Source organism: Ferruginibacter sp. SUN106 (assembly GCF_050611765.1).
Taxonomy (GTDB): Bacteria; Bacteroidota; Bacteroidia; order Chitinophagales; family Chitinophagaceae; genus Ferruginibacter.
The window spans coordinates 757606-782564 of sequence record NZ_JBODJC010000002.1 but is presented as its reverse complement, the minus strand read 5'-3'; the positions used below and the strand labels follow the sequence as shown (position 1 = coordinate 782564).

The 24959-nt window shown below is 38.1% G+C and carries 21 protein-coding genes; 4 read left to right on the top strand and 17 right to left on the bottom strand.

Annotated elements, in window-relative coordinates:
- The first annotated feature begins 2 nt into the window (after positions 1-2).
- Positions 3-1394 (top strand): GH1 family beta-glucosidase, encoded by a 1392-nt coding sequence (locus tag ACQ334_RS09265; protein WP_430987915.1) that lies wholly within the window; start codon positions 3-5, stop codon positions 1392-1394.
- A 126-nt stretch (positions 1395-1520) separates the two neighbouring features.
- On the opposite strand, the gene ACQ334_RS09260 is transcribed toward ACQ334_RS09265, so the two are convergent.
- Genes ACQ334_RS09260 through ACQ334_RS09250 form a run of 3 tightly spaced genes read right to left on the bottom strand, consistent with a single transcriptional unit; the run spans position 1521 to position 4140 of the window.
- Positions 1521-3041 (bottom strand): ArnT family glycosyltransferase, encoded by a 1521-nt coding sequence (locus ACQ334_RS09260; protein ID WP_430987914.1) that lies wholly within the window; start codon positions 3039-3041, stop codon positions 1521-1523.
- 26 nt (positions 3042-3067) lie between these two features.
- Positions 3068-3451 carry a GtrA family protein gene (locus tag ACQ334_RS09255; RefSeq protein WP_430987913.1) on the bottom strand — a complete coding sequence of 128 codons (384 nt, stop codon included), beginning with the start codon at positions 3449-3451 and terminating at the stop codon, positions 3068-3070.
- Complete coding sequence (locus ACQ334_RS09250) at positions 3448-4140, bottom strand: phosphatase PAP2 family protein (protein WP_430987912.1); 693 nt, start codon at positions 4138-4140, stop codon at positions 3448-3450. The genes ACQ334_RS09255 and ACQ334_RS09250 overlap by 4 nt, the downstream gene beginning before the upstream one ends.
- 166 nt (positions 4141-4306) lie before the next feature.
- Between ACQ334_RS09250 and ACQ334_RS09245 the strand changes: the two genes are divergently transcribed.
- Together ACQ334_RS09245 and ACQ334_RS09240 are read left to right on the top strand one after the other, a co-directional pair.
- A complete protein-coding gene (locus ACQ334_RS09245) occupies positions 4307-4477 on the top strand; it encodes a FeoB-associated Cys-rich membrane protein (protein ID WP_430987911.1) in 171 nt (56 codons plus the stop codon).
- A gap of 127 nt (positions 4478-4604) precedes the next feature.
- Complete coding sequence (locus ACQ334_RS09240) at positions 4605-4880, top strand: hypothetical protein (RefSeq protein ID WP_430987910.1); 276 nt, start codon at positions 4605-4607, stop codon at positions 4878-4880.
- A 36-nt stretch (positions 4881-4916) separates the two neighbouring features.
- Here ACQ334_RS09240 and ACQ334_RS09235 read toward each other — a convergent pair whose 3' ends face one another.
- The 6 genes from ACQ334_RS09235 to ACQ334_RS09210 all read right to left on the bottom strand — a co-directional run bounded on the left by ACQ334_RS09235 (position 4917) and on the right by ACQ334_RS09210 (position 15122).
- Positions 4917-6008, bottom strand: coding sequence for an alkaline phosphatase family protein (locus ACQ334_RS09235; protein ID WP_430987909.1), 1092 nt, complete (start codon positions 6006-6008; stop codon positions 4917-4919).
- Positions 6009-6084: 76 nt separating this feature from the next.
- Positions 6085-6573 (bottom strand): hypothetical protein, encoded by a 489-nt coding sequence (locus tag ACQ334_RS09230; protein WP_430987908.1) that lies wholly within the window; start codon positions 6571-6573, stop codon positions 6085-6087.
- Between the two features lie 289 nt (positions 6574-6862).
- The gene (locus ACQ334_RS09225) at positions 6863-10165 is read right to left on the bottom strand and encodes a carboxypeptidase regulatory-like domain-containing protein (RefSeq protein WP_430987907.1); all 3303 of its coding nucleotides are present in this window, start codon (positions 10163-10165) and stop codon (positions 6863-6865) included.
- Between the two features lie 104 nt (positions 10166-10269).
- Positions 10270-10782, bottom strand: coding sequence for a toxin-antitoxin system YwqK family antitoxin (locus ACQ334_RS09220; RefSeq protein WP_430987906.1), 513 nt, complete (start codon positions 10780-10782; stop codon positions 10270-10272).
- A 75-nt stretch (positions 10783-10857) separates the two neighbouring features.
- Complete coding sequence (locus tag ACQ334_RS09215) at positions 10858-12318, bottom strand: hypothetical protein (protein WP_430987905.1); 1461 nt, start codon at positions 12316-12318, stop codon at positions 10858-10860.
- Between the two features lie 26 nt (positions 12319-12344).
- Positions 12345-15122 (bottom strand): TonB-dependent receptor domain-containing protein, encoded by a 2778-nt coding sequence (locus ACQ334_RS09210; protein ID WP_430987904.1) that lies wholly within the window; start codon positions 15120-15122, stop codon positions 12345-12347.
- A gap of 117 nt (positions 15123-15239) precedes the next feature.
- Between ACQ334_RS09210 and ACQ334_RS09205 the strand changes: the two genes are divergently transcribed.
- Entirely contained in the window at positions 15240-15560 is a 321-nt protein-coding gene (locus ACQ334_RS09205) for a cupin domain-containing protein (RefSeq protein ID WP_430987903.1), read from the top strand.
- Positions 15561-15725: 165 nt separating this feature from the next.
- Here the strand turns inward: ACQ334_RS09205 and cydB are convergent, their stop codons facing one another.
- From cydB to ACQ334_RS09165, 8 genes are all read right to left on the bottom strand, one after another.
- Entirely contained in the window at positions 15726-16760 is a 1035-nt protein-coding gene (gene cydB / locus ACQ334_RS09200; protein WP_430987902.1) for a cytochrome d ubiquinol oxidase subunit II, read from the bottom strand.
- A gap of 172 nt (positions 16761-16932) precedes the next feature.
- Positions 16933-18321, bottom strand: a complete 1389-nt coding sequence (locus tag ACQ334_RS09195) for a cytochrome ubiquinol oxidase subunit I (protein ID WP_430987901.1) — start codon at positions 18319-18321, stop codon at positions 16933-16935.
- A gap of 164 nt (positions 18322-18485) precedes the next feature.
- Positions 18486-19628: a TIGR03364 family FAD-dependent oxidoreductase gene (locus ACQ334_RS09190; protein ID WP_430987900.1), complete on the bottom strand. Its 1143-nt coding sequence runs from the start codon at positions 19626-19628 to the stop codon at positions 18486-18488.
- Positions 19604-20917: a DUF5690 family protein gene (locus ACQ334_RS09185; protein WP_430987899.1), complete on the bottom strand. Its 1314-nt coding sequence runs from the start codon at positions 20915-20917 to the stop codon at positions 19604-19606. Before ACQ334_RS09185 ends, ACQ334_RS09190 begins: the two co-directional genes overlap by 25 nt.
- Positions 20918-20927: 10 nt before the next feature.
- Positions 20928-21596 (bottom strand): phosphonatase-like hydrolase, encoded by a 669-nt coding sequence (locus ACQ334_RS09180; RefSeq protein WP_430987898.1) that lies wholly within the window; start codon positions 21594-21596, stop codon positions 20928-20930.
- A gap of 10 nt (positions 21597-21606) precedes the next feature.
- Positions 21607-22194 carry an HD domain-containing protein gene (locus tag ACQ334_RS09175; protein WP_430987897.1) on the bottom strand — a complete coding sequence of 196 codons (588 nt, stop codon included), beginning with the start codon at positions 22192-22194 and terminating at the stop codon, positions 21607-21609.
- A 4-nt stretch (positions 22195-22198) separates the two neighbouring features.
- The gene (locus tag ACQ334_RS09170) at positions 22199-23284 is read right to left on the bottom strand and encodes an alkaline phosphatase family protein (RefSeq protein WP_430987896.1); all 1086 of its coding nucleotides are present in this window, start codon (positions 23282-23284) and stop codon (positions 22199-22201) included.
- Positions 23285-23369: 85 nt separating this feature from the next.
- Positions 23370-24947 (bottom strand): SusD/RagB family nutrient-binding outer membrane lipoprotein, encoded by a 1578-nt coding sequence (locus ACQ334_RS09165; protein WP_430987895.1) that lies wholly within the window; start codon positions 24945-24947, stop codon positions 23370-23372.
- Between the last annotated feature and the right edge of the window lie 12 nt (positions 24948-24959).

Below are 24959 nucleotides of genomic sequence, written 5' to 3'. Positions count from 1 at the left end.
TTATGCTCTTTACTAAAAATGATTTTGGAGAAGGTTTTAAATGGGGCGTATCTACTGCAGCTCACCAGGTAGAAGGGGCACATAATATTGATGGAAAGGGTTTATCTATCTGGGATACGTTTGCCGAAAAGAAGAATAAAATATTCAACAACGATAATGCCAATACTGCCTGCGATTTTTATACGCATTATGCAGATGACATTGCGCTGATCTACAAATTAAATATCCCTAACTATCGCTTCTCTATTTCCTGGAGCCGCATTTTACCACATGGTGTTGGTGCTATAAATCATAAGGGCATTGATTTTTATAATCGTGTAATTGATTTTTGTTTAGAGTTAGGTATTGAACCATGGATCACTTTGTATCATTGGGATCTTCCGCACGACCTGCAACAAAAAGGCGGCTGGACAAACCGTGAAGTGATACACTGGTTCAGTTATTTTGTGGATTGCTGTTTAAAAAATTTTGGCGACCGGGTGAAGCATTGGATGGTATTGAATGAACCGATGGTGTTTACCGGTGCCGGGTATTTTTTAGGGGTGCATGCACCGGGCAAAAAAGGATTGAGTAGTTTTTTAGCTGCTGCACATCACGCTGCATTATGCCAGGCAGAAGGTGGAAGAATGATACGATCGCTGCGGCATGATTGTAAAGTAGGTACCACTTTTTCTTATTCTCATATTGAACCCTACCGGGCCGATAATGAAAAAGATATCAGGGCTGCTGTTAAAGCCGATGCATTATTGAATCGTTTGTTTATCGAACCTTTACTCGGCCTTGGTTATCCAACTAAAGATGTAAAGATCATCGAACGTATTGAACGCTTCATGTATCCGCATGATGAACAAAAGCTGGCATTTGATATGGATTTTATCGGCCTGCAGAATTATACCAGGGAGTTAATAGCTCATGCACCACTCATTCCTTTTGTGCATGCAAAAATTATTAAGGCCAGTAAAAGAAATGTACCACATACATTAATGGATTGGGAAATTCATCCCCCAAGTATTTACCATGCTTTAAAGCGATACAATAATTACAAAGGCATAAAAGAAATTATTGTAACAGAAAACGGCGCAGCTTTTCCTGATGTTCATGAAGAAGGAAAGGTAAATGATTTTGAAAGAGTGAAATACCTGCAGGATCATATTGCCCAGGTGCTTAAGGCTAAGCAGGAAGGTGTAAAAGTGAATGGCTATTTTGTTTGGACATTGATGGACAATTTTGAATGGGCAGAAGGATATTTTCCAAGATTTGGTTTGGTGTACGTTGATTTTACAACGCAACAACGTGTGGTAAAAAACTCAGGCAGGTGGTACAGCCAGTTTTTAAAAAATACGGTTACAGCCTCAATGGAAGTATGGGAAAAGAATGGCAGCAAAATGATATAATAATTGCTTAACGCTCACTTTACAGCAGTATGAAATGCTACTGTTACTTTTAGGGTACATAAAGTATAGCTCCGTATTGTAAGTTTGGGTTAGTAAACAAGCCCCCTTTTATAGAAGAAGGGGGCTTTATTTTGTAATAAAATTTTTTAAACGCCATACATAAATATAGCGGCAAAGGGTACCATTTCTTTTTTGTTCAATTATTTGTGGTGGTAATATTACACTAAAGGATTTGCCATAAACTGCTTTTACATCAATCTCATAATTGGAAGGTACAATGCAGTAAGCATCATCGCCCTGTTGCATCATTTTTCTTTTGGTATTTATCCAGGCATATTGATGTATGTCATTAGTATCACCAATAGCAACAACATCTTTTTCTAAAGGCATGGCAACATAAAAATCAACATGCGATAAAGGGAACCATTTGTTGCTGATAATAACGGCATCCTTTTTCATCACACCATTTTTTATATCCGTATCAACTATCTTTTTGACATTTTTTTTTATCGTATTCCATCCATACATATCCAAAGTAAAATCGCCTTCTCCAAAAATGGCAGCATCTCTTTTACCTAATGTACCCGGAAAAAAGTTGACTAATAACACACCGCCTGTTATTACCACTGCCAGTAATGCATTGGCAAATAATAAAGGCCCGGGCATTAGTTTCTTTTCAAAATTGTTTCTTTCTTTTTCTTTGGAAAAATAGCAAGCCGTTAATAAAATCAGGCCACTGTATGCCGGCCCCGTCCAGTGTGGCAGCACATCTTTGAATAATGAAATAACTGTAGCCATAATAATCAATGGTAAACTACAGAACAGTAATAGTTTTTTTTGTGAAGATAAAACAGGCAGCTCATCCTTAAATGCAGCAATAACAGCTGCTACGATAAAAAAGAAAATGATGGGGTTATAATAAAATACCTGGCCCCCTGCAAAAGTTAAAAACGAATTGATATTAAAATCCCCTTCTGATACATTTACCCTGTTACTATGATAAAGATAAGTCACAAAATGATTGTCGATATTCCATTGTATCACCGGGTAAAAAAATAATAAAGTAATTATACCCGAGCAATAAAGTACAGGTTCTTTTAACCATTGCCGGTTGTAAAAAATGAGGTACAATAAAAATCCCAGCCATAAAAATGAAGTATGAATTTTGCAGAGCATCCCCAGTCCGCACACAATGCCAAACAATAATACCTTTCTTTTTTTTATCCTGTTTACGGTGGTATATTTTGAAATGTCAATCAGTAAATACAAAGCAGCTGCCCAGCAAACCATTTGCGGCGAATCGGGTAAAATAAATGTGCCGGCAATAATGCTGCCATAAATTGTAGCAGTATAAATGGCTGCCGCTAAATAACCTGCATAGGCATTCGTTAATTTTTGGCCACATAAAAAAAGTAACCAGGTGGTGATTGCTGCCGATGCAATGGCACCAAAACGAATGAACAATTCATGATCAAAAAAAAGATTGATGGTTGTAAAACGTACCAGCCAGCCCACCATTGGTGGATGATCAAAATAATTCCATTGCAGGTATTGTGCATACATCCTGTAATACACTTCATCGTTGCCCAGCTCTATACAACCGGCAATAATGCAACGAACCAATGTAGCAATGACAATCAATAGCAAGGTTTTCTTTTTATAATTCAAGTGGCTTAATTAAACGTAAAAAGAAAATTGATAAAATAGTTCCAGGAAAAAACAAGGCCGGTTACAATAAGTTTAATAAGGTAAAAATTAGTCTTGATATATTTCGACAAAAAGTACAGCATTCCGTTATTGATCAATAAACCTGTAAGCGATACTAAAATAAATATTGCCAGTTGCGAAGCAAAAGGATGGCCTGTACTTTCAAAAGTCCAGTACCGGTTCAATAAAAAATTATTAATAACAGCACAACAAAATCCTAATGAATTAGAAAGGTATTTATTCAGTTTGATTTTTTCTTTACACAACCACGTAACACCAAAATCAATTACCATTCCACCGATACCTACGATACCGAATTTTAAAAGATGAGCATCAACCATTGTTTTCATACAGGTTGCACTGCTGAAGGTGAGGGAGGAGTGCCGGGGGAGATGCGGTGCATTTTTTTGATCGATCTTTTAATACCCTTTATATTTTTTGCTAAATAAACAGCCAGTATTCCGGAAGCACTGCCAATTAAAGCACCGATCATTACATCCAGTAAAAAATGTTGTGCTAAATAAATCCGGGAATAACCTACCAGTATTGCTGCAATTAAAATGAGCAACTGCCAGCTTTTATCTTTCATCATTAATGCCATTACGGTGGCAATGGCAAATGCAGTAGCAGTATGGCCCGATGGAAAACTGGAATTATTGGCCAGGCTAACACCATCAATGAAATTTAAATACTGCCCGGCTTCAAAAAACAACCTGGGCCTGGGAGAATCAACAAGGTTCTTTATTAGCTGTACAATTAACCCTGAAATTAAAAAGGAATACAGTAATGCCAAACCTTGTTGCTTTCTCTTATAATAAAATAATATGGCGGCAATTAAACAGAGGGCAAATATACCATCACCTATAAAAGTATAGTTGATGAAAAATACGTTCAGTATAAAAGGATGATAGGCATTAAGCGAAATAAATGTTGCCGACTTACCATTGAATAGTAAAAATAATGCTCCTGATAATAAGATTAATAATAGTCCGGCAAAATAAATTTTGTGTTGGCGAAATACAGAGGGATTAGTTTGCATCAGCAGAATTTTGATTGGCAAATTAGCGGCCTGTTTTTACTTAAATATTAAGCTACTATTAAGCCTGTGTTATTAACCTTAAGGGCGGCATTATTTTACCATTACTTTTAAGTGCTGCTATGTACCGCTAATAATTCGTTCTACCTTTGCTGAAAATTATAAATGTATGAACTGGCCCGTAATTACTGTAGTAGGTATTGCACTCATTGGTTTAGTCATATTCCTGGTAAGGCGCAATATTAAGGACGAAAAAGACCTGGAGCAACAACTTAAAAATGATTACACCAAACCTGAAGACGATCAGGCAGATGTGGACAGTGAAGAAGTAATTAAATAACAGGTGATTCTTTTATAAAATGATACGATCTTGCTGTGAAGAGATGATTAACATCGGTTTGCGGCAAAACTTAACATTGGAAATCCAACCCTTATATTAAATTTGCGTTATCATTTAACAATATAAGATGTCAAAAGAAAAAAAAGCGATCACAAAAAATGTTGCCGCCGGTGCAACAATACTGCACACTGTTACTGAACAACTCAATACTTCTTTACAATCGCTGGTAGCGGTTTTAGGAGAGAAGAAGTATAAAAAAAGAATAAAGAAAGCTGCTAAATTACTGGTAGAAGGAATAAAAGAAGCTACAGAAAAAAAAGCGCCGGTAAAAAAAGTGAAGAAAGTAATACCGGTAAAAAAGAAAGCAGCTAAGAAAGCTTCAAAAAAAGTAAAAGCCAAATAAAAGAACTGCAAGGTTTGCAATAGCAGCAAGTTTCCCTTAAGGATTTTTAATTGATGCATTTAAACTGATGGCATCCGCAACAGGATGGTTGGCAATAAAATCGTAGCCCAGTAAATGCGCAATGGTTTGCGCAATTTGCTCCGAGTAAATAGCATCATCTGTTTTAACTTCTCCTTTATTTTCAAATTGCCTGCCCAGCGTCATCAGCCAGGTATTTTTGCTGCCTGCGGTAAACATATCATGCCTTACCCAGGTATTGCTTTTTTGCCCACGCCCATGATCTGTGGTGATGATAAAGCTGGTATTGTTTCTATAAAAGGGGTCTTTATTAACCAGGTACCAAAGCTGGGCAAGGTATTCATCAAACATATGGGCACTTTGCAGGTACTCATCATACTTGCCGCTATGGGCATATTCGTCAGTTTCACCAAAACTGATATACACTACTTTCGGGTGTTTTGTTTGTATGTATTCTTTTGCCGTTACAAAAGTGAGCATATCATTTCTTGTTGGCGCTGCATTATTAACAGATTGTTCCTGTATGCCATTGGCAAGTATTTCTGTAGCAGTAAGAGAATCATGCTCTATATTCCGGTATCCGCTGTTAAGGTAAAAATCACTTCCGGGTTTATTAAAAATATAATCGAATAAATTCCAGCTGGCAAAAGCTGCCACTTTATTTTTATACATTTCCTGTTCATTTAAAAACTGCAATACATTGTCATTGCGGTTCCATTTTTTACGATTGGCAATTACAGCAGGATCGGCATAGCCGGTAAAAATTTCATTGTAGCCGGCATAAGAAAAACGATAGGGGTTGGATACCAACACTTTGTTATCAAAATCCCGGTTGCCATAAATGGAACCTTGTTTGGCTAAGGTTTTCCATATAAAAGGCATCAGCATCCTTCGCCTTTCATCTACATTGCTATCCCAGAATAATTGTTTTAATAAAGCAGTATCCTTTACATACAAGGGATTGCTGAGAATGATGGAATCGGCACCATTAAAAATTTCCTGCGAGCGAAAGCCATCAGTAGTAATAATAAATACATTGGGTGATTTGTCTTGCTGTGCAAAAACAGGCTTTACACAAACACAAATGGCTAAGAGGATAATAATTTTCATTTACAGATGTTTTACAAAGAAACACCTGTAGTATAAACAGAATATTAAGAGGGTATTATTACAACATTAACTCTTGCTATGCAGCAATATCTGCAGCAGTAGTGGCACTATGTGGCTGAAAAGCATACCAGCAAAGTACCATCAGTAAACTGGGAAATTTAGAATCCAGCAATGATTTGGTTTTATTAAATCCTGTGGTAAGCGTATTAAAGCTACAGTGAAGCAGGCTTTTTTGCATCGATTCATCATACAATTCAAGTTCGCCACTATTATTTTGATTGTATACAAAATAGTATTTTCTTCCATCTACTTCTACAAAACCTTTTCCGGCACCGGCCTTTAATTCTTCTACATTACCCATTTTAATGCCGTACTCGTTTTTAATAATGGCCTTACGGGAAAACCAACCTCTTTTTTCAAAAAAGAAAAGCCGCTTGGTAAGGTTGCTTACAAACCTGGCAATACGTGTACTTTTACTAAAGGAGATGTTTGCAAGCTTCGTGTCATCATTCCACAATTCAAAATTCTCTTCTGAAGTACCATTGTTTACGCTAACCCATTTCATAAACTATAGTTTTTTGTGTTTAGAGGATGTGAATATAATTTCAAAATCTGTGATTTAAAAGCTGTGGAAAAGAATGTGATTTAAATGTGCATAGTAACAATTTGGTAACATTGGCCTGGCTAAGAATAAAAGAAAAAACCACCCAGATAAGACTAACGGGTGGTTACAAGCATGAGAATATTTGCTTATTGCTTAAGAAATTAAACTAAACTAGGTTGCTATACGTTTCCGGCTGCAAGATGCGCCAGTAGTATTACTAAATGATTACTCAAAAATTATCTAAATGTTATTAAAAATTATATTTGATACCCATCTGTCCCTGCCAGCGGCTGTTAATAGGGTCAAGGGTATAATAATGGTTGTTGATACCGGTTGGTTTTACATAGTTAAATGTTGGGTTGTAGCCTGTAGAAGGAGCACCGGGTGACTTGCCCGAAGCGTCTTTTACAAATTGTAAAAAGTTAACCGTATAGTTATTCAAATTGGTTACAAAGTTTACATGGCCCCAACTGTTGTTCAATAAATTAAGCACATTAAAAACATCAAAGCTGATCTGCAGTGATTGTGATTTATTGGTTTTGCTCAGTTTAAACTCATGCATCAGTTTCAAATCCAGGTCCTGATTCCATGGTGTGCGTAAACCATTTCTTTCTGCATACTGCCCTTTCCTTGTTTTAAGATAAGTGTCGCCCTCAATTAAATTGCTAAGGTCTGTCCATTGCTGTAAGGCAGAATAAATTACATTGCCATTACCATCTTTCTTATCAATCAGGTTTGCATCAGCCTGGTTTTTAGGTATGTACGGAAGTGCCGCATTTGTTCCCGAACCAAAAGGAGCAGACTGGTATACTAAACTATATGGGCTACCCGAAGTTCCTGCATAAAAGAATGATAATGAAGTGATATTTTTTTCATTCCATAAAAAGTTGCCGCTTAAAGTACCTACAATTCTATGGCGAAGATCAAAATTAGAATATGCTAAGGAAGAATTACTTGGTGTAATAGCCGGGTTTACATTGTAACTGCTTTCCCATGAGTTACGGATACCATTGGTAATATCTTTACTCATACCATAAGTATAAGCAGCACTCCAGTTCATATTTAATTTATGCTTGCCAACACTGATGTTATTGGTAAATTTAGAAAGTTGCGCTGTAAGGTTATAGCGGTAACCTTCGCTGGTATTGGTAAGATAGTATACGTTAGAGTAATTACTGTTATACTTTCCGCCAATATAAACCGGTGTTTGTGTTGGGCCTGAAGTATAGTACGCAACAGAATCTTTAAGGTTGATCTGCTCATACTTAACATCATGTATGGTTTTGGTAAACAATACATCACCGGTAAATTTATAACCGTTGCCAAATTTATAATCCACTGCAATATTGCTGCGCCAAACTGTGGGCAGTTTAAAATTATTATCAAACACGTCAATCTCACGTGTGGCACTTCTTGAAGCGCCGCCGTATTTGGTTACGGTATCTTTTAACCCTTGTGGGTTAATGGCCAGGGGAACTGTTAGGCCGGCTGCCGGGCCATTCCAATCGATATTGCCATAAGTACCACCATTTAAAGTGTAAGCATAGCCATACCATGCAAAGGGAACTTTACCAGTGAAAATACCAGTACCTCCACGAAGTATAACTTTTTGGTTACCATTTACGTCATAAGTAAAACCCAAACGTGGCGAAACAGCTACCCTGTTTGGTAATTTGCCGGTTAAATCTTTAAAAGCTGTATTAGAATAAGTTGGGTTTGCAGATACATAGTTTGGCTGGCCGGTTACTGCATTTGTATTGGTTGAATTTAAAGATGAATCAAGATAAGGCTGGCTGCCGGCAAATGAATAATCAAATCGTATGCCCGGAGATACTTTTAGTTTTTTGCTGATAGAAATATCATCTTGTGCATAGGCACTGGTTAAAGCAATTGTAAAAGGATTGGGCGGATTATTATAAATACTGTTTCTGTCAGAAGCCAGTTTAGGATTGGTAATGAATGCACCTCTTATACGGCTTGGGTTATCCGCTAAAAAACTTGATAACCCTCTGGAGTATTCCCACCTGCCATTGTAAGAATTGATGAAGCCATAAGTAAGATCATAAAACTCATTGTGCGTACCAAAAGTAAATTTATTAATACCCCTGGTTAAAGTAAGGTTATCACTAAACTCAATGGTTTGTTGTTTTAAATTATAGATAGAGGCTTCTCTCCAGGTACCTAATGTTATACGGCCGTTATCAATATCAATATAAGGTGCAATAGAGCCTGGAAAATCCCTGTATTCATGCACATGGATATAACTAACATTAAGCTGGTTGTTTAAAACAGAACTGAATTTTGTTTTTAATTCAGCAGTAAGGTTTATGTTTTTAGTATACTGTGTAAAATCTGTTGAACCAAATTGAAAATTGGTAGAAGACCTTTCTAAATTATTGCCCTTTCCTTCTGTATAAATAGCACGGAGGGTTAAATTATTTTTGTTGTCTAATTTAAAATCCAGGCGGCCAAATAATTTATCACTCTTGGTAAATATCTTGTAAGTACCTAAATAACTGCCGGGATCGTACCCGTATTTTGTTTTTAACTGGTTTACTATTTGCAAACCCTCAGCCGCAGTCATCGCTGCTCCGGGGTCGCCAACGTTATAAGAAGAAGGCTCCTGCCTGTCAGTATGTTCGTAGTTTACAATAAAGAAAGCTTTATTTTTTACAATAGGGCCGCTAAGGGTAGCGCCATATTGGTAGTCGTAAAAATCGCCGCCTATTTTTGTTTTTAATCCATCTACACTTTTGCCCATTAAACTCTGGTTACGACCATAGCCATATATTGAACCGTGTACCGTGTTGGTACCACTTTTAGTAACGGCATTTACACTACCGCCGGTAAAGTTGCCTAGTTTAACATCGTATGGAGCTATCTGTACCTGTACCTCCTGTATCACATCAATACTGTAGGGGTTGGTACGTGTGCCCGAACCTGCAGCCCCTGATTGGCCACCACCGCTAGTACCACCGGCAGAGTTACTAAAACCAAATGCATCATTATTAATGGCACCATCAATAGTTAAATTATTGTAGCGGAAGTTGGTTCCTGCAAAAGAGTTATTATTTGATTGTGGTGTAAGGCGGGTAAAATCGCTAAGGCTTCTGCCGATAGTAGGCAGGGTATTCATTTGTGCCCTTCCAATACCTGTACCCCCGGATGCAGATTTTCTGCCACCACTTACTACTACTTCGGTAAGGCTTTGTGAATTTTGTTTTAAACTAATATTCAAATCAGGATTATTGCCAAGGGTTAAATTGATATTGTCTAAGGTTTGTTCACTAAATCCTACAAAAGAAACTTTAATAGTGTAGGGCCCGCCTGGCTTAAGGTTAGGTAGTACAAAAAGGCCTTTTTTATTAGTTTGAGAAGCTGATTTAGCTCCTGTAGGTTCGTGTAAAACAGATACCGTGGCGCCTGAAACCGGGTTTCCTTTATCATCGGTAACTAAACCGCTTAATGTGGCTGCGGTTTCCTGTGCTATGCTTTTACTTATAAAAAGAAACGTAAAAGCAAATAAACTGAGGAGTAATTTTTTAGAGATCATGCTGCTAATTTTTTGCAAAGAGCAGCTTTTAATGTTAAGCTAATGTTTCGGGGTAGTTAAACAGATGTTACGGGAGTTTTTTATGAGGTATTTAATATTACACTTTAATTATTAGTTTTCGTTGTTTTGATAAGTTGCCCGTTCTGGCCATAATCTTCAACAGATACAAGCTTGCCTTTATCATCATAATTTTCCCATGCTCCTTTTTTAAAACCGTGATTGTAAAAGCCATTACTTTCAATGGCGCCGCTTTGATAATAATACGTGGCATCGCCATGGTATTGCCCAAATTCATCAAGTGGCAACCATGCTGTCAATTGTCCATTGGCATAATACTGGCCAAAAAAAGTACGTACATTTTTTGTGACAATAATAACCTGGCGGATAAGGCCTGCAGAATCTTTCATTAACTGGCAGGTGGAAGAATCTTTGTTATTAATGTAATAGGTTGCCGTTACAAAATCGGTTCTGAAATAAGGCTTTGTGTAACTGGTATCACTGTTCTTGGTAATAGTATCCAGCCAGGCTTTGTCAAGTTTAGTAGGATGGTTTTTTTTTGTAGCGCAGCTAAAAATAAAAAAGGTTAAAATAACCAGGGATAAATAATGTTTCATCATAAGGGGTAAAAATATGCAATTAAAAAAAGCATCCGGTAACTACCGGATGCTTTTTTATAATTAATTAAAAGTAAATTAGAATCTTGACCATCCTTTCCACCAGCTTGCAAGCACACCTGCAGGAGCTATACCACCACGGAAAGTAACTGTTTTATCAAAGAAAGTATCGCCTGTAAATTTAGCATCCAGGAAATCACCACCTGAATTTATTTTCAGGTTACCATTAGCACCTGCAAATGGAGTTGGATCTGGTGCAGCATAATTATAAGGCTGAATCAGCTTGGCATCAGAAACATTGGCAAGTACATCGTTATTGTAGAACGAATTGGTAAACCATGTAGTAAGTGTAGCATCAGAATTAATAGTTGCCCCTGTGGTACCTGCAAATTTCAGGTTCACGGCATTACCTGCTAACGTTACATTTCTTAAACGTAAAGTACTGTCTTCAATATTTAATGCTGTTGAAGTACCTGTAGTAGCATCAATATAAATACCTAATGGCCATCCTACAATGATCGAATTAAAAATAGAGATACCGGAGTTTCTCCTGATCTGTGCGCCTGCAAGGAATAAAGAGTTACCAGTATTAGCTAAAGTAGCTTTTGGCCCGATGGCAGTGATATTACTGAAGATAGCTTTTGTCTTTGGTGTACCTGTAGTTCCTGTTGCATTATTATCACTTTCAAATGCTTCTGATTTTGAAATGTCTGCAATCAGTGAATCACGGATGATCAAACCAAACTGTACTTTACCACTAAAACCATTGTCTGTATCAAAATCATCATCCTGAGTTTTGTAAGCAATAAGGTATTTACAATTTACGCTGCCACCAAACCATTCAAAAGCATCATCTTTAGCATAAATAGTTTGTACGTGATCAATTGTAGTACCGCTACCAACACATGCTAATGTAAGACTGTTGATTTCCTTATCTGGCTGATAAGCATAACCTGCATATTCAATACGAACATATTGTAGTGTACCTGAATTATCGTTATCAACTACTGTTGGAGCTACCGCATCACCAGAGCCTGCAAGTCCGTCTCCGTTGGCATTGTCAATACCACCTTCTACCTGGAACAAACCATTAATGCCATTGTAACTTAAATTGTATCCGGCTTTACCGCAAAGTACAATACCTCCCCAATCGCCTGATTGCGGGTTAGGAGATGCAGAAGTAAATACAACAGGTTCAGTTGGTGTACCTATTGCAACTAATTTTGAACCACGTGTAATGATCAATGCTGCAACATCAGATCCGCTGAATGAACCTTTTACTGTAGTACCGGCTTCTACCGTCATGGTGTGATTGCCTACCATATACACCAGTCCTTTTAAAATATAAGTATTTGCTTTACGCAACACTGTATCTGCATTAATGCGGCCTTGTAATGTAATGGTTTGGCCTGTTGGGGTACCACCACCGCCACCATTTACTACAACTACCTGTATTTCTCCGTCTGTCTCAATTTTACGACAGCTGGTAATTGCTAAAGCTGAAATAGCTGTTATTGATAATAAAATGTACTTTTTCATTGCGCTGTTTTTATTTTTTAAAATTTTTATAATGAGTAATTGAATGTTAAGCTGTAATTAGTACCACTCTTCCTGGTAAACCTGTAAGCATCGCTGCTTTTTTGAAAAGATAATTTGCTGCTGGTATTCTGGTAGAAATATTGGGTTTGATTAAGGATGTCAGCAATATTTAATCTTAATTCCCCTTTGTTCTTAATTATTTTTTTAGCCAGTTGCAGATCAAGTACCGGCCTAGGTGCTTCGTAAATATCCGGTGCACCGCCTTGTATATCTCCCACCAGGTAAATTCTTTCACCGATCTGGTTGAAAAGAACAGTGGCATTGAAACCAGACTTTTCGTGGTCATACAATAATCCAAAATTCAAGAGGTAAGGCGATTGTCCCTGTAAAGATCTGTCCAAGCTTAATGAAGCATCTTTTACATTACTTTTAATGTAAGAAGCATTTGCCTGGAAAGTGAAATTCTTTAAGGCATGTGCAAAATCAAGTTTTTTGCGCAACTCAGCTTCAATACCATAAGAAGTTGCTTTTTTAGCATTCAGGTAAGTAAAGCTGCTGGCACCACCACCAGAGCCATTGAAATATTGTTCGATAGCGTTTTCAAAGTTTTTATAAAAAATACCTGCAGTAAATACTTCACCGGCCCTTGGATATAATTCGTAACGCAGATCAAAATTGGTAACCTTGGTTCTTTTCAATTCAGGATTACCGGATACAGAAGCATTCAATTCAAAATCGTATAAGTTAAGTGATGATAATTCTCTTAACTCTGGGCGGATGATCGTTTGCGAACCAGACAACCTCAGGTTGCTTTTGGTATCCAGTTTTAATGTTGCATTTACACCGGGTAAAAAATCGGTTACTTTTGAATAAGAATGGCGTGGGTCCCATTTCTTTACGCTCCCTACCAGCTGGTCATAATTTTCTACTCTTACACCCCATACTACTCTTAATGATTTGGTCAGTTGATTATCCAGTTGTATAAAACCTGCATTTAAAATAGTGTTGGCAAGATAACGGAAGGTATTGCCCTTGATAGCATCAAATGCTATTTTATTATCGGTACCGTTACCAAAATTTGCTGCTGCAAATACCTGGTCTGCCGGTAATGCTCTTAAAGCAGGATTATCTGTTGGTAAATAATTTGCAAAAAGTTGCGCATCATAAAGACGGTCCTTTATCTGCAACATGTAACCACCTTTAAGGGTTTGATTTTGTTTCAACCATTTGAAATTATAAGCCAGGTCACCACCGGCTGTATAAATATAATCACTCAGACTCTGGTAGATCCTGCTGCCACTTTGTTGCGATAATGAGTTGGATAATACCAGGCTGTAAGGATTTTGTGTATTCAATGTTTTGGAATACAGTATCCTGCGCTGGTCAGGAATATAACCATCAAGAATATTAAATGCACCGTACCATTTAAATTTAAGTGGTGTACTGATGCTGTGCTCACCGGCTAACTGGCCTGTAAAAAATGTATTTTCTTTAAAAGTAAATTCCGAACCTTTTAATTGATCACCTCTTGAATAATCTACGCCATTACGCAGAGATACAGATTGTGGTGAATTTACATTTACAATGGCCTTGGCAGAGATTTTATTTTTCTGGTTCAGCAATAAACTCACACTCCCTAATGCGCCTACACTAACATCCTGCTGGTATTTATCATCATTATAATCGGTAACCACACTTACCACATTGGTAATAGCATCAATAGCATTATAACGGTTTAATAATTTAAGGTACTTATTGGTTTTGCTGTAGGTAATGCCGAAGATGCCACCCAGTTTTTTGCCGGCAACTTTAGTGGTAAAACCTCCATTAGCCTGGAAGGAAGCATTCAATGGCGCATTGATTGATGTAGGGCTCCATGCATTACGCATTTGCTTGCCGATAGCGGTTTTTTCTGCCGGGGATAAAATATCAAATTCTGCTTTTCTTGTGTAGGAAGAAGGCAGGTTTCTTGTACCATCATCAAAACCTAACCAATCCGTTTTTCCACCCTGGTCTTTATAAAAAGTTTTTCCAACCGTCTGGGAATTAAATCCTGTTCCGATCTGTACATTAAAGAAATTTTTTGCAGGAATATCTTTTGTATTTACCTGTATTAAACCACCTGCCCATTCGCCGGGATATTCCGGTACAAATGCTTTATTGATCACAATATTATCAATCATTGATGCAGGAATAAGGTCGAAAGAAAAAGTTTTTCTGTCGGGCTCTGTACTGGTCAATAAAATACCATTCAGCATGGCCTGGTTGTAACGATCAGCCAATCCTCTAACTACAATAAATTTACCATCCTGTAAGCTGGCACCTGGTGTACGTTTCAATACTTCACCGGTATTTTTATCGGGGCTTCTCCTGATGGCTTCGGCAGAAATAACTGAAGCAACTGTATTGGTATTTTTTTGAAAACTGATCAGGGCATTAGTACTTTCTTTCCTGGCCGAACTGGAGCGTACTATCACTTCTTCGCCGGTTTTTGTTTTTGCAGTTAATGCTATATCAATATGAGCAATGCCATCACTGCCGGTTTCTACATCAGTGATTTCTTTGCTTTCATAATTGGTAGAACTGATGGTAAGGGTATATTTTTTTCCGGGTTCTGCATTAAATACAAACCTGCCGTCGATATCTGTTGCAATACCTTTTCCTGTTTCTTTCACTACCACCGAAATACCGGATATAGGATTTCCTGATTTTGAATCAGTGATCTTCCCTTCGATTTTCCCTTTTTGTGCAAGTGCGGTAAAAGACAGGCTGATGAATGCAAGTACTGCAATGAAGCTTCTCATAACTTTAATTTTCATGCCGCAAAGAGAGTTAACATAAGTTAACCCCTTGTTAACCGAATGTTACCAAATTGTTACCATGCCAAAGCATTATCTTGCAACTCTTAATCATTTTTACCTATGCAGTCTGTTATTATTGATACTATTACAACCAAAGAAATTGTGCCCGGCTTTACCGGAAAATACTATCATGCCGACAATTTAAGTATTGGCTGGTTAGATGCTAAGGCTGGCCACACCGTACCGCTACACTCTCATGTACACGAGCAGGTAAGTTATGTAGAAGAAGGAAAAATGCTTTTTATAATTGAGGGCGAAGAATTTATTTTAGAAGCCGGCATGGCTATAACGGTGGCACCCAATTTAAAACACGGCGCTACTGCTATTACCGATTGTAAATTGATTGATGTGTTTAACCCGGTGAGGGAAGATTATAAATAAAGAAAGCTGCAAGGGGAAGAGAAAAGCTTCAAGGGGAGTAGCTGCAAGGGGGTAAGTCTCCAATTCAAAGTTTTTTCAATTTTATTGAACACTATAAGTTATAATGCTTATCCCTTGTAGCTTGCAACTTGCAGCTTGTAACTTGCAGCTTGCAGCTTGCTTGCATCAATAGCTCGTTTCATCCAGCTTCACTTTTCCTTTAAAGGTCCAGAAAACAAAAACAGTGTACACGCCAACTAAAGGTGTACCGATGGCTGCTATCAGTAAAAGTGTTTTCATTGTTTTTACCGAAGAAGCGCCATTGGCAATGGTAATGCTGTTATGTACATCGTTAGTGGCAAATAATAAATAAGGAAAAACTTCCAGGGCTACCATCGCCAGCAATGAAGCAATGGTAACGGATGAACTGATAAATGCATAACGCCATTTCCCTTTATTTAACTGCCTCGGAATATTGGCAATAGATAAAAACATAATTAATGGTAAAATAAAATATCCGGGATTGCTTCTTATTGTATCACTCATATGAGGAACGTATAATAAAGTATACAGCGTAGTAATGCCAAAAGCTACTAAAAAGAAAATGGTGAAACTCTTGGCTAATAAAGATAGTTTGGTGTACAGCCTGTTCTCTGTTTTCATAGCTAAATAAATAGCACCATGTAACATAAACAATGCAAGTGTGGTTACCGCCACCATGATGCTGAAAGGGTTAAAAAAGGATAACCAGTTACCCGCAAATTCATGATCGGCATTAAGTGGTAAGCCCAATGCAACATTGCCTAACATCAGCCCTAGTGATAAAGCAATTACAATGCAGGCGAAAGAATAAATAAAATCCCAGATCAATCGCCACTTTACACCCGGTTCCTTACTTCTGAATTCTATGGCAACAGCACGCCATATCAATCCGATCATAAAAATCATAAAGGGTACATAAAAGGCAGAGAAGATAGCAGCATATGCCACAGGAAAACCGGCAAATAATGCGCCACCACCAATTACAAGCCATACTTCATTGCCATCCCACACAGGGCCAATGGCGTTGAGCGCAATCCTGCGGCTGGTTTCTTTTTTTAAGAATAAATGTAGAGCACCGGCACCCAGGTCAAAGCCATCCAATACTGCATAGCCGGTAATCACTGCACCAAAAACCAGGAACCACCAAACATTATAATCCAATCCTAAAAATGTTTCCATAAAAAATGATTAATCAAAAATAATGCACACGGATTTTTTATTCTGCAAAGCAGAATCATCTGTGATAATCCAATTGTAGAGTAGTTATTTAATTCCATAAACTCCCGAACTAAAATAATCTATATAAAATCCTTCTAAATCCGTCTAATCCGTGTCATCCGTGTTCCTGTATTTAATCTTCCTCCCTGCTCAGTAATGGATTATCTCTTTTACTGCCTTCCTCAATGTGTTCTTTTACATCTTCGTAATAAGGGCCGTGTTGTATTTTTTTATTCAGCAGGTAAATAAATAAAACAAACAGTGTGGTATACACTACAGTAAAAAGGATCAATGAAAAAATAACCTGGTTGGCCGAAACAGATTTGGATAAGGCATCAGAAGTTCTTAATAAACCATACACCACCCAGGGTTGGCGGCCCATTTCTGCAGTAAACCACCCCACCTGGTTACCGATCTGCGGTAACAATACCGACCATACCAACACCATCAGCAACCATTTTGTATCAAATAATTTCCCTCTCTTCCATTGCCAGCAGGAGTACAAAGTCAGCAGTATTAAACCAATGCCAATGGCGATCATTATATGGTACACCTGGAAAATAGCATTCACCTGTGTGGGCCTGTCCTCGGTCTTAAATGCATTTAATCCGGTAACAGGCGTTTTAAAATCATTATGAATTAAAAAGCTGAGGCCGCCGGGTATTTTAACGCCGGTTGTAGTTTGGGTTTTATTATTCACCCAGCCAAACAAATACATATCGGCTACAGCACTGCTATCGTAATGCCCTTCCATGGCCGCCAGTTTTGCCGGTTGATTTTTTGCCACACCATCTGCACTTTTACTGCCGGTGAATAATTGCGCTAAAGAAAAAAATGTGGCCACCACCAATGCAATTTTAAAAGCAGGTTTTGCAATCTCCAGGTGTTTCTTTTTTAAAATATAATACGCATTAACGCTGATCACTAAAAATGCACCGGCTAAAAAAGCACCGATCCATGCATGGGTCAACCTGTCTACACTTGAAGGATTAAAAACCATGGCCCAGAAATCGGTGATCTCTGCTCTTGCATGCAATCCTTCGCCAACAATATGAAAACCTGCAGGGGTTTGTTGCCAGCTGTTAGCCACAACAATCCATACCGCACTAAATAATGAACCTAAAAAAACCATTATGGTTGAGAAGAAATGTACTTTGGGGCCAACCCTGTTCCAGCCAAATAATAGAATGCCAAGGAAGCCGCTTTCTAATGCAAATGCAAAAATGCCCTCCGCTGCTAATGCGCTGCCAAAAATATCGCCAACATATTTTGAATAGGTAGCCCAGTTGGTACCGAATTCAAATTCCATAATGATGCCGGTAGCAACCCCAATACCAAAAATGAGCGCAAAGATCTTGATCCAGAACCTGGTCATCTGCTCATACAGCTTATTGCCGGTTTTAAGGTACATGCCCTCCATGATAACTAAGATCAAACCGAGGCCAATACTTAACGGGGGATAGATATAATGAAAAGCGATAGTGAAAGCAAATTGTATCCTTGCTAATATTTCCGTGTCCATGGTATAACTATTTTCAGTGTATAGTTTCCATGTGTAAAATTAGTTCTTCTCTGCTTTGCAGCACTATTTGTTTTGCAAAAAGCAGAAAATAATTTCAGGCTTTTTGCAAAACAGTCGCTTTGTTTCATTGGTTGATTGGGGGGATAAAAACGGGCCGGATATTTTTAAGCATGTACGGTGAGTTGCTCTACTACCTCCTCGGCCAGGCCGAAAGATAATGTCATACCTGCACCACCAACGCCATTAAGAATATATACGCCGGGATCGGGTGAAAAAAATATTTCGGTATCGCCATTGGTTAATTTAGGATACACACCATGCCAGGTTTCTGCAATAGCATTACCATTGATCTTTAAAAAAGTTTTTAAATAATCCAGTATCATTTTATTGATATAAGCCCTGTCAAATGGGTCTACCTGCAATCCATATTCATGAGAATCGCCAATGGTAATTTCTCCTTTGCCATTTTGTGCTGCCATCACATGAATGCCCAGGTCGAGATACTCTTTCATTTCTGTGGCCATTTTCTTTTGTAGCAAGGGCAGGGAAGGAGCGGCTTTAAAACTATTGTAATGCAGTAAAGACAAACCACCGCAAATAGCCGTCTTAATGCGGAATTTCTCAGGCATGGGAATAGTGCGTTGCATTTGCAGTTTGCATTTGGTCAATGGTAATTTAGAAAACTCTTCCGGGTACAAGGTTTCAAAATCAGCACCGCTGCATACAAAAATAATATCCGCTTCATGCTCTTCTTCGTTACCAACATAAACAGTTTGGTCGGCAACATAGCTTACGCATTTGTTCCAGTTGAATTGCACGCTGTATTTTTCCTGCAGGTATTCGGGTAAAGTTGCCAATGCTTCACGGGGATCTACCAGCATTTCATCGGCACTGTACAAGCCGCCCAACAAATTTTCTGCATTTACATGTTCGTATTTTTCCAGTATTTTATTTTTATCTAAAAGAGTAACATTTCTTTTTTCTTTTTTAAAAACAAATTCCAACTCTCTTAAAACCTGCCATTCTTCTGCATTATAAGCAAGGTGAAGGCTGCCGGTTTCTTCGTGCCAGATGCCGGCTTCTGCTGCAACAGATTTCCATATTTGCCTGCTACGCATAGCACGATGATATAAAGTACCCGATGGTTGCCCGATAGGCCATACCATACCAAAATTTCTTACCGATGCACCGGATGCCTGTGCATTACGGTCAAATACTTTTACGGCAAACCCTTTTTCACTAAGCGCTCTTGCAGTGGCCAGGCCTACAATGCCGGCACCAATTACGATGGCAGATTTTTGTTGCATATACTTTTATATAATTTACTGTGTGTACTTAAACTGACTATAATTAAAACAACGCCTATAGCCCCTGCTGTGTAAAATAGAAAAGAGAAAAAATTTATCCAGCTGTATTTAATGGAAATGAATTCTTTTATCAACAATACAGCTACCGTTCCCAGGTACCCGAAAGCATCAGCGATGTACATTACAAAACCAATATTGCCCTTTACTTTGTAAGTGGCCAGCATTCTTTCAAAATATAAACAGTTGAATGGGAGGTAAGCTAAATACAAGCCTGTAGTGGATAGTAACATCCACATAAATGGTGTGATGAGATGAATATGAAAACAAAAAGTTGCTATTGCAGATAGTAATACCCCTGCCATTACTAAAAAATGACTAACCCTGAAAGCTTTGTAATTATTTTTTATCAGGAAGGAGCCACCAACAATTCCTAAAACGATCAATGAAATAATGGTACTGGTCTGTGCAAAAATACCGGCATTGTTCTGATAGCCGGTCTCTATCCATAATTCGTTGGCAAAGTCTTCGCAAAAATCTCTTACAATTGTAAATATGGCGTAAGCAAAAACAACAGGTACCAATGCCATTCCAAATTTGAGGATAAATGCTTTTCTTTCGGCGGCCGTCATCGGGTTACGGATAGTGCGATGGGCAATATCATCAGCTGAGGGTGCAGGAGCCTGTTGCAACAATTTTACGCCGATGCATAGAGGAATAATAAAAATTGCTCCCGATGCAAAAGGCATCCACCATTCTGTAAATTTAAAATCCAGCAATAACCATTTACCAACTGTTTTTGCAAGGCCCGACGCAAAAATAAAACTGGTGGCTAATACTGCACCAATAAGTTCAGTCGTTCTTCTGCCTTCAATAAAACCAAATACCAAACCCCACACCATGCCAAGTGGAAGGCCGTTTATAAACATACAGATAATATTATAAGGCGATGGAATAATGGCGAATAATAATAGCGATGCCCAGGCAATACCAATGCATAAAAGAATGTAGTTAGCTCTTCGTTCCGGCTTCATACCCGAAATAAATCTGATACCATAAAACTTACTGCACATATAACCCAGCACCTGTGCAATTACTAAACAAACCTTATAAGAAATACCCAGGAAAAAAATATTGCTGTAGGTAGCCACCGTATAAGGTTTTCTGAAACCATACATGCAACTATAAATTACAAATGCATACAATGAAATACAAAGTACCATTACTGCCGGCGACTTGTGTAGCAAATTGCGGCTGCTGTTGGTATTGGGTAATGAAATTGTTGCTGGCATAAATGTATGATTAGAGCAATGGCAACAACTCTGATAAATGATTGATGATATGATGAGGATTGGCCGATGCTAATTGTTCATAACTATGAGCACCTGATGTAATACCGATACTTAAATGGCAGCCAGCATTTTTTCCTTCTTCAATATCAATGATGGAGTCGCCCACTTTTATTACTTCATTGCCATCTGTAATATCAAACTGCTGCATGGCCAGTAATATCATATCAGGCTTAGGGCGGTTCTTGCTAACATCACTTGCTGTAATTAAGGCATCAATATGCACACCAACTTTCCAGCCTAATTTTTCTAAAATTGAACCGGCAGTAATTTCATTATACCCGGTATTTAATACCACGAGAATATTTTTTTTCTTTAACTCGTTAAACAGGGTTTCTGCACCCGGCTGTGGTTGCAGTTCAAACTTGTCATACGCTGCTGCAAGCTCAGTAGTAAATGCACTGTATATTTTATTGGTTAATTGCTCTAGCGGTATAGCGCCCGATAGTGCAATGATATCTTTGATGGCGGTTAATTTTTCTTTACCTGCACCCGTTGCTAAAACCTGCTCTAAAGAAAAATCATAACCTGCATCGTTAATGGTTTTCAACAATGTTTTGTACACAATATTATCTTCATCAACAGTTGTGCCTGCCATATCAAATACCACCATCTTTATCATGTGCTTATTTTTAATCGTTTTGTATTGCTAAATGTTCAATCATCATTTGCTTGTAATGAAATAATGCCGGTAAAGACTGTTGTGTTTTTTTAGCAAGATCATCCCAGCGACGGATAGCAATGTACTGGTCAAACAAATCATCTTCTTCAAAAGCTATTGCTTCATCTGCGGTCATAATACCGCCCTGGAATTCCAATGTTTTTTTACTGGCTTCAGATAATTGATTGTAGTATTCAGGATAATGGTAAGTGAGGTATCTTTTTGCAGCCACATGGCTTTTTACCAAACGTGCAATTTTTTCAGAGAAACCAAGACTCAATAAATAGGCAGCACCAAGATTTTCATGATCTACCACACCTACATTATCCATATGCTGGATTTTTTTTTCTGGATAAGCAAATTCACACAAGTGGCCAATGTCGTGAAAAAATGCGGCCAGTATCACATCATCATCTGCACCCGCTGCTTCTGCTAACTGTGCACACTGGCACATATGTTCAATCTGCGATACCGGTTCACCAATATAATCTTCGGTGCCGTAACGTTCATAAAGGAACATGATCTCATTTACTGCTTCTAAAATAGTAGTGGTAACCATTGTATTAGTTTTTGTAAATACTTTCAATAGGATCTGCTATAGGATGTGCTGCGGTAAAATTGAATCCTAATAATTTTGCAAATGTTGCCGCCAGTTGTTTTTGATATAAAGTGTTGGCTGTTTTTACTTCACCTAGTGATTTAGTGTCGGGGCCAATTGCAGCAATCCATATCTGCCCGGCATCTTCAATATTACTGCCATGATGCCTCCAGTTATCTTTTAGTTTATCGCCACGGCCATGATCGCAGGTAATAATTAATGTGGTTTTGTTTTTGTATTGCGGGGATGATTGAATGTAATTCCACAGGTCAGCAATCATCGCATCTTCAGCATGAGCGCTTTTTAAATATTGATCGTATTCGCCACCATGTGCAAAATCATCCGTTTCATCAAAAGCAATGTATAAGGCTTTGGGTTGATACGCTTTCATGTATTCTCTTGCAGCAAAATAAGTAAACACATCAGGCCTTACGCCAATGGGCCTGGTAGTTAAGAACTGCATATCATTAATTACCTGCAATGTTGGCGATGAAAAATGTAATGAATCCACATCCGCATTTACATACAGGCCGCTTCTTTGTGTATTGAGTATATAAGGAAAAACATCCCAGGTAGAAAACGCAGCTACTTTGCCTGTGTATTTTTTTTGTTGATTAATAAACTCCAGTACATTGGTGTTTTTATTCCATATTTTATCATTGCTGTTTACGGCAGTATCAGGGTAACCGGTAAATATTTCATTGTAACCCGGGTAAGAGAACCAGTAGGGATTCGCATTGTTTACATTATTACCTGCCCAACGGTTACCATATAATTGCCCCTGGGCAGCAACAGTACTCCATAAAAAAGGGAATAATTTTTTTCTTCTTTCTGATGCGTCATCCATCCAGAAGTCTTTGCTGGTACCACTGCTGTCCTTGGTATATTTTTTGTTTTTTAAAATGGCAGAATCTGCGCCACTGAAAACTTCCTGCCAGCGCATACCATCTAATGTCACAATTACAATATTTTCTGTTTTTAATTGTGCCGTAACGCTGATTGTAATTGTAAGCAACAACAATAGCATTGAAATATATTTACCCATTTTCATAATGATGTTTTTAAAATAGTGGCTGGAGTTTAAATAAACTCCAGCACTTTGTATTGATGAGTGATTGCAACGAAACAAGTAAAGGCTATTGAATGATCCACATTTTTGAATTGATATTGTCATTGCCGCTGTATTGGCTTTGAACGGCCTTAGTGTAATTATCTTTATTGGTAGATAATTCTGATGACGGGTACTGCCAGCGCAAAGGAATAACACCACTGTTCCCAATACCAGGTCCGGTTAAAAATGCCGGAACCCCGGTTCTTCGCCATTGATAATAAGCCTCAAAGCCCGAGTTACGGCCATACGCTAAATATTTTTGCAGTAATATTTGATTTAAACCAGCAGTATTATTACCGGCATACTTTACAGCCGGCTGACTAAAATAATCAGTGTAACTAAAGTTGATGTTGTAGTTTATATAATCACCCGGGGCCGCTGTTTTTAAAAAACTTACTGTATTGCTGCCATCAGCAATGCCGTAAAAACCAAACATGGCTTTAATACCTTTCTGATACCAGTCTTCTGCATTACCGGTTGCCCAGCCACGGTTAATACCTTCAGCAATATTGAAACACATTTCAGGATAGCTGATAATAAAAGTATTTTCGGCAGTATAACCATCATAATATCTTTTGCGCCCTATAGGAGAGTATAAACCTGCAACCACTTTTCCACCCATTGTACCTACATCTTCTCCGTTACTGGCTCCTACAAACGATTTAAAAGAAGTATCAGAAAAACCAAGCCCTCTTGCAGGGTCGGCTACTTTCATTGCCCTTAAGTCATTTAATGCCGATAAATTATTTAACCAGGTAGCAGCAACGCATAAACGTAAAGCGTCGTTACCATAGTTATCTTTATTGTTGGGGTATTTATTATAAGCAACATTGTACACATATTCTAAATTGTCGTTCATGTCGTTCATGAGCGGATATTTAGCAGGATTGCTTATAGTTTCACTGAACTTTTGTTTGATATTCAGATCAGCATCAGTTTCTTTTTTACTTAAATGTATCAGCAATCTTAACTTATAGGTATTCACTACTTTCTGCCATTGTCTTAATGTTTGTAAACCATCTTTAGGATTAGCTGTATTTTCTTTGTAAAAAAAATCACCCAGTATAGAATTATTAGCCGCAGAAATTAATGCTGCCATTTGTGTATTGGCATCTTCCAGCAATTGTAGGCTTTGTTTAAAGATGTCCTTTTGTGTATCGTATTTTGGTGTTTGATTGTCTAATCCTTTCAATGCCTCACTCATAGGAAGGTCGCCTACCTTTAAACTCATTTGTGTAAAGAAATAAGCTTTAAAAAACTTGGCGATTGCACTGTAAGGATTATTGGCTCCGGATGCTTTTGCAGCTTCGTTTTCCATGGCCACAACATTTCTTAAAGTGCCGTAATTTAAACCTGCTGCACCCGTCCAGTATTCGTTAGTGCCATAGTAAGTGTAAGATGAAAGTGTGAACTGGCAAAATTTATCGGCATCGCCACCAGGTAATACCGGCAGGTCATTTTCTACTTGTCTCAATAATAAATAAGCCGGCACGCTTTGTGGGTTATTGGGGTTGGTGGCATACTCGTCAAACTTTTTTTTGCAGCCTGTATTAATTACAGCAATTGTAACTGCTATAAGAATAATGTATGATAACTTTTTCATTGTATTTGTTTT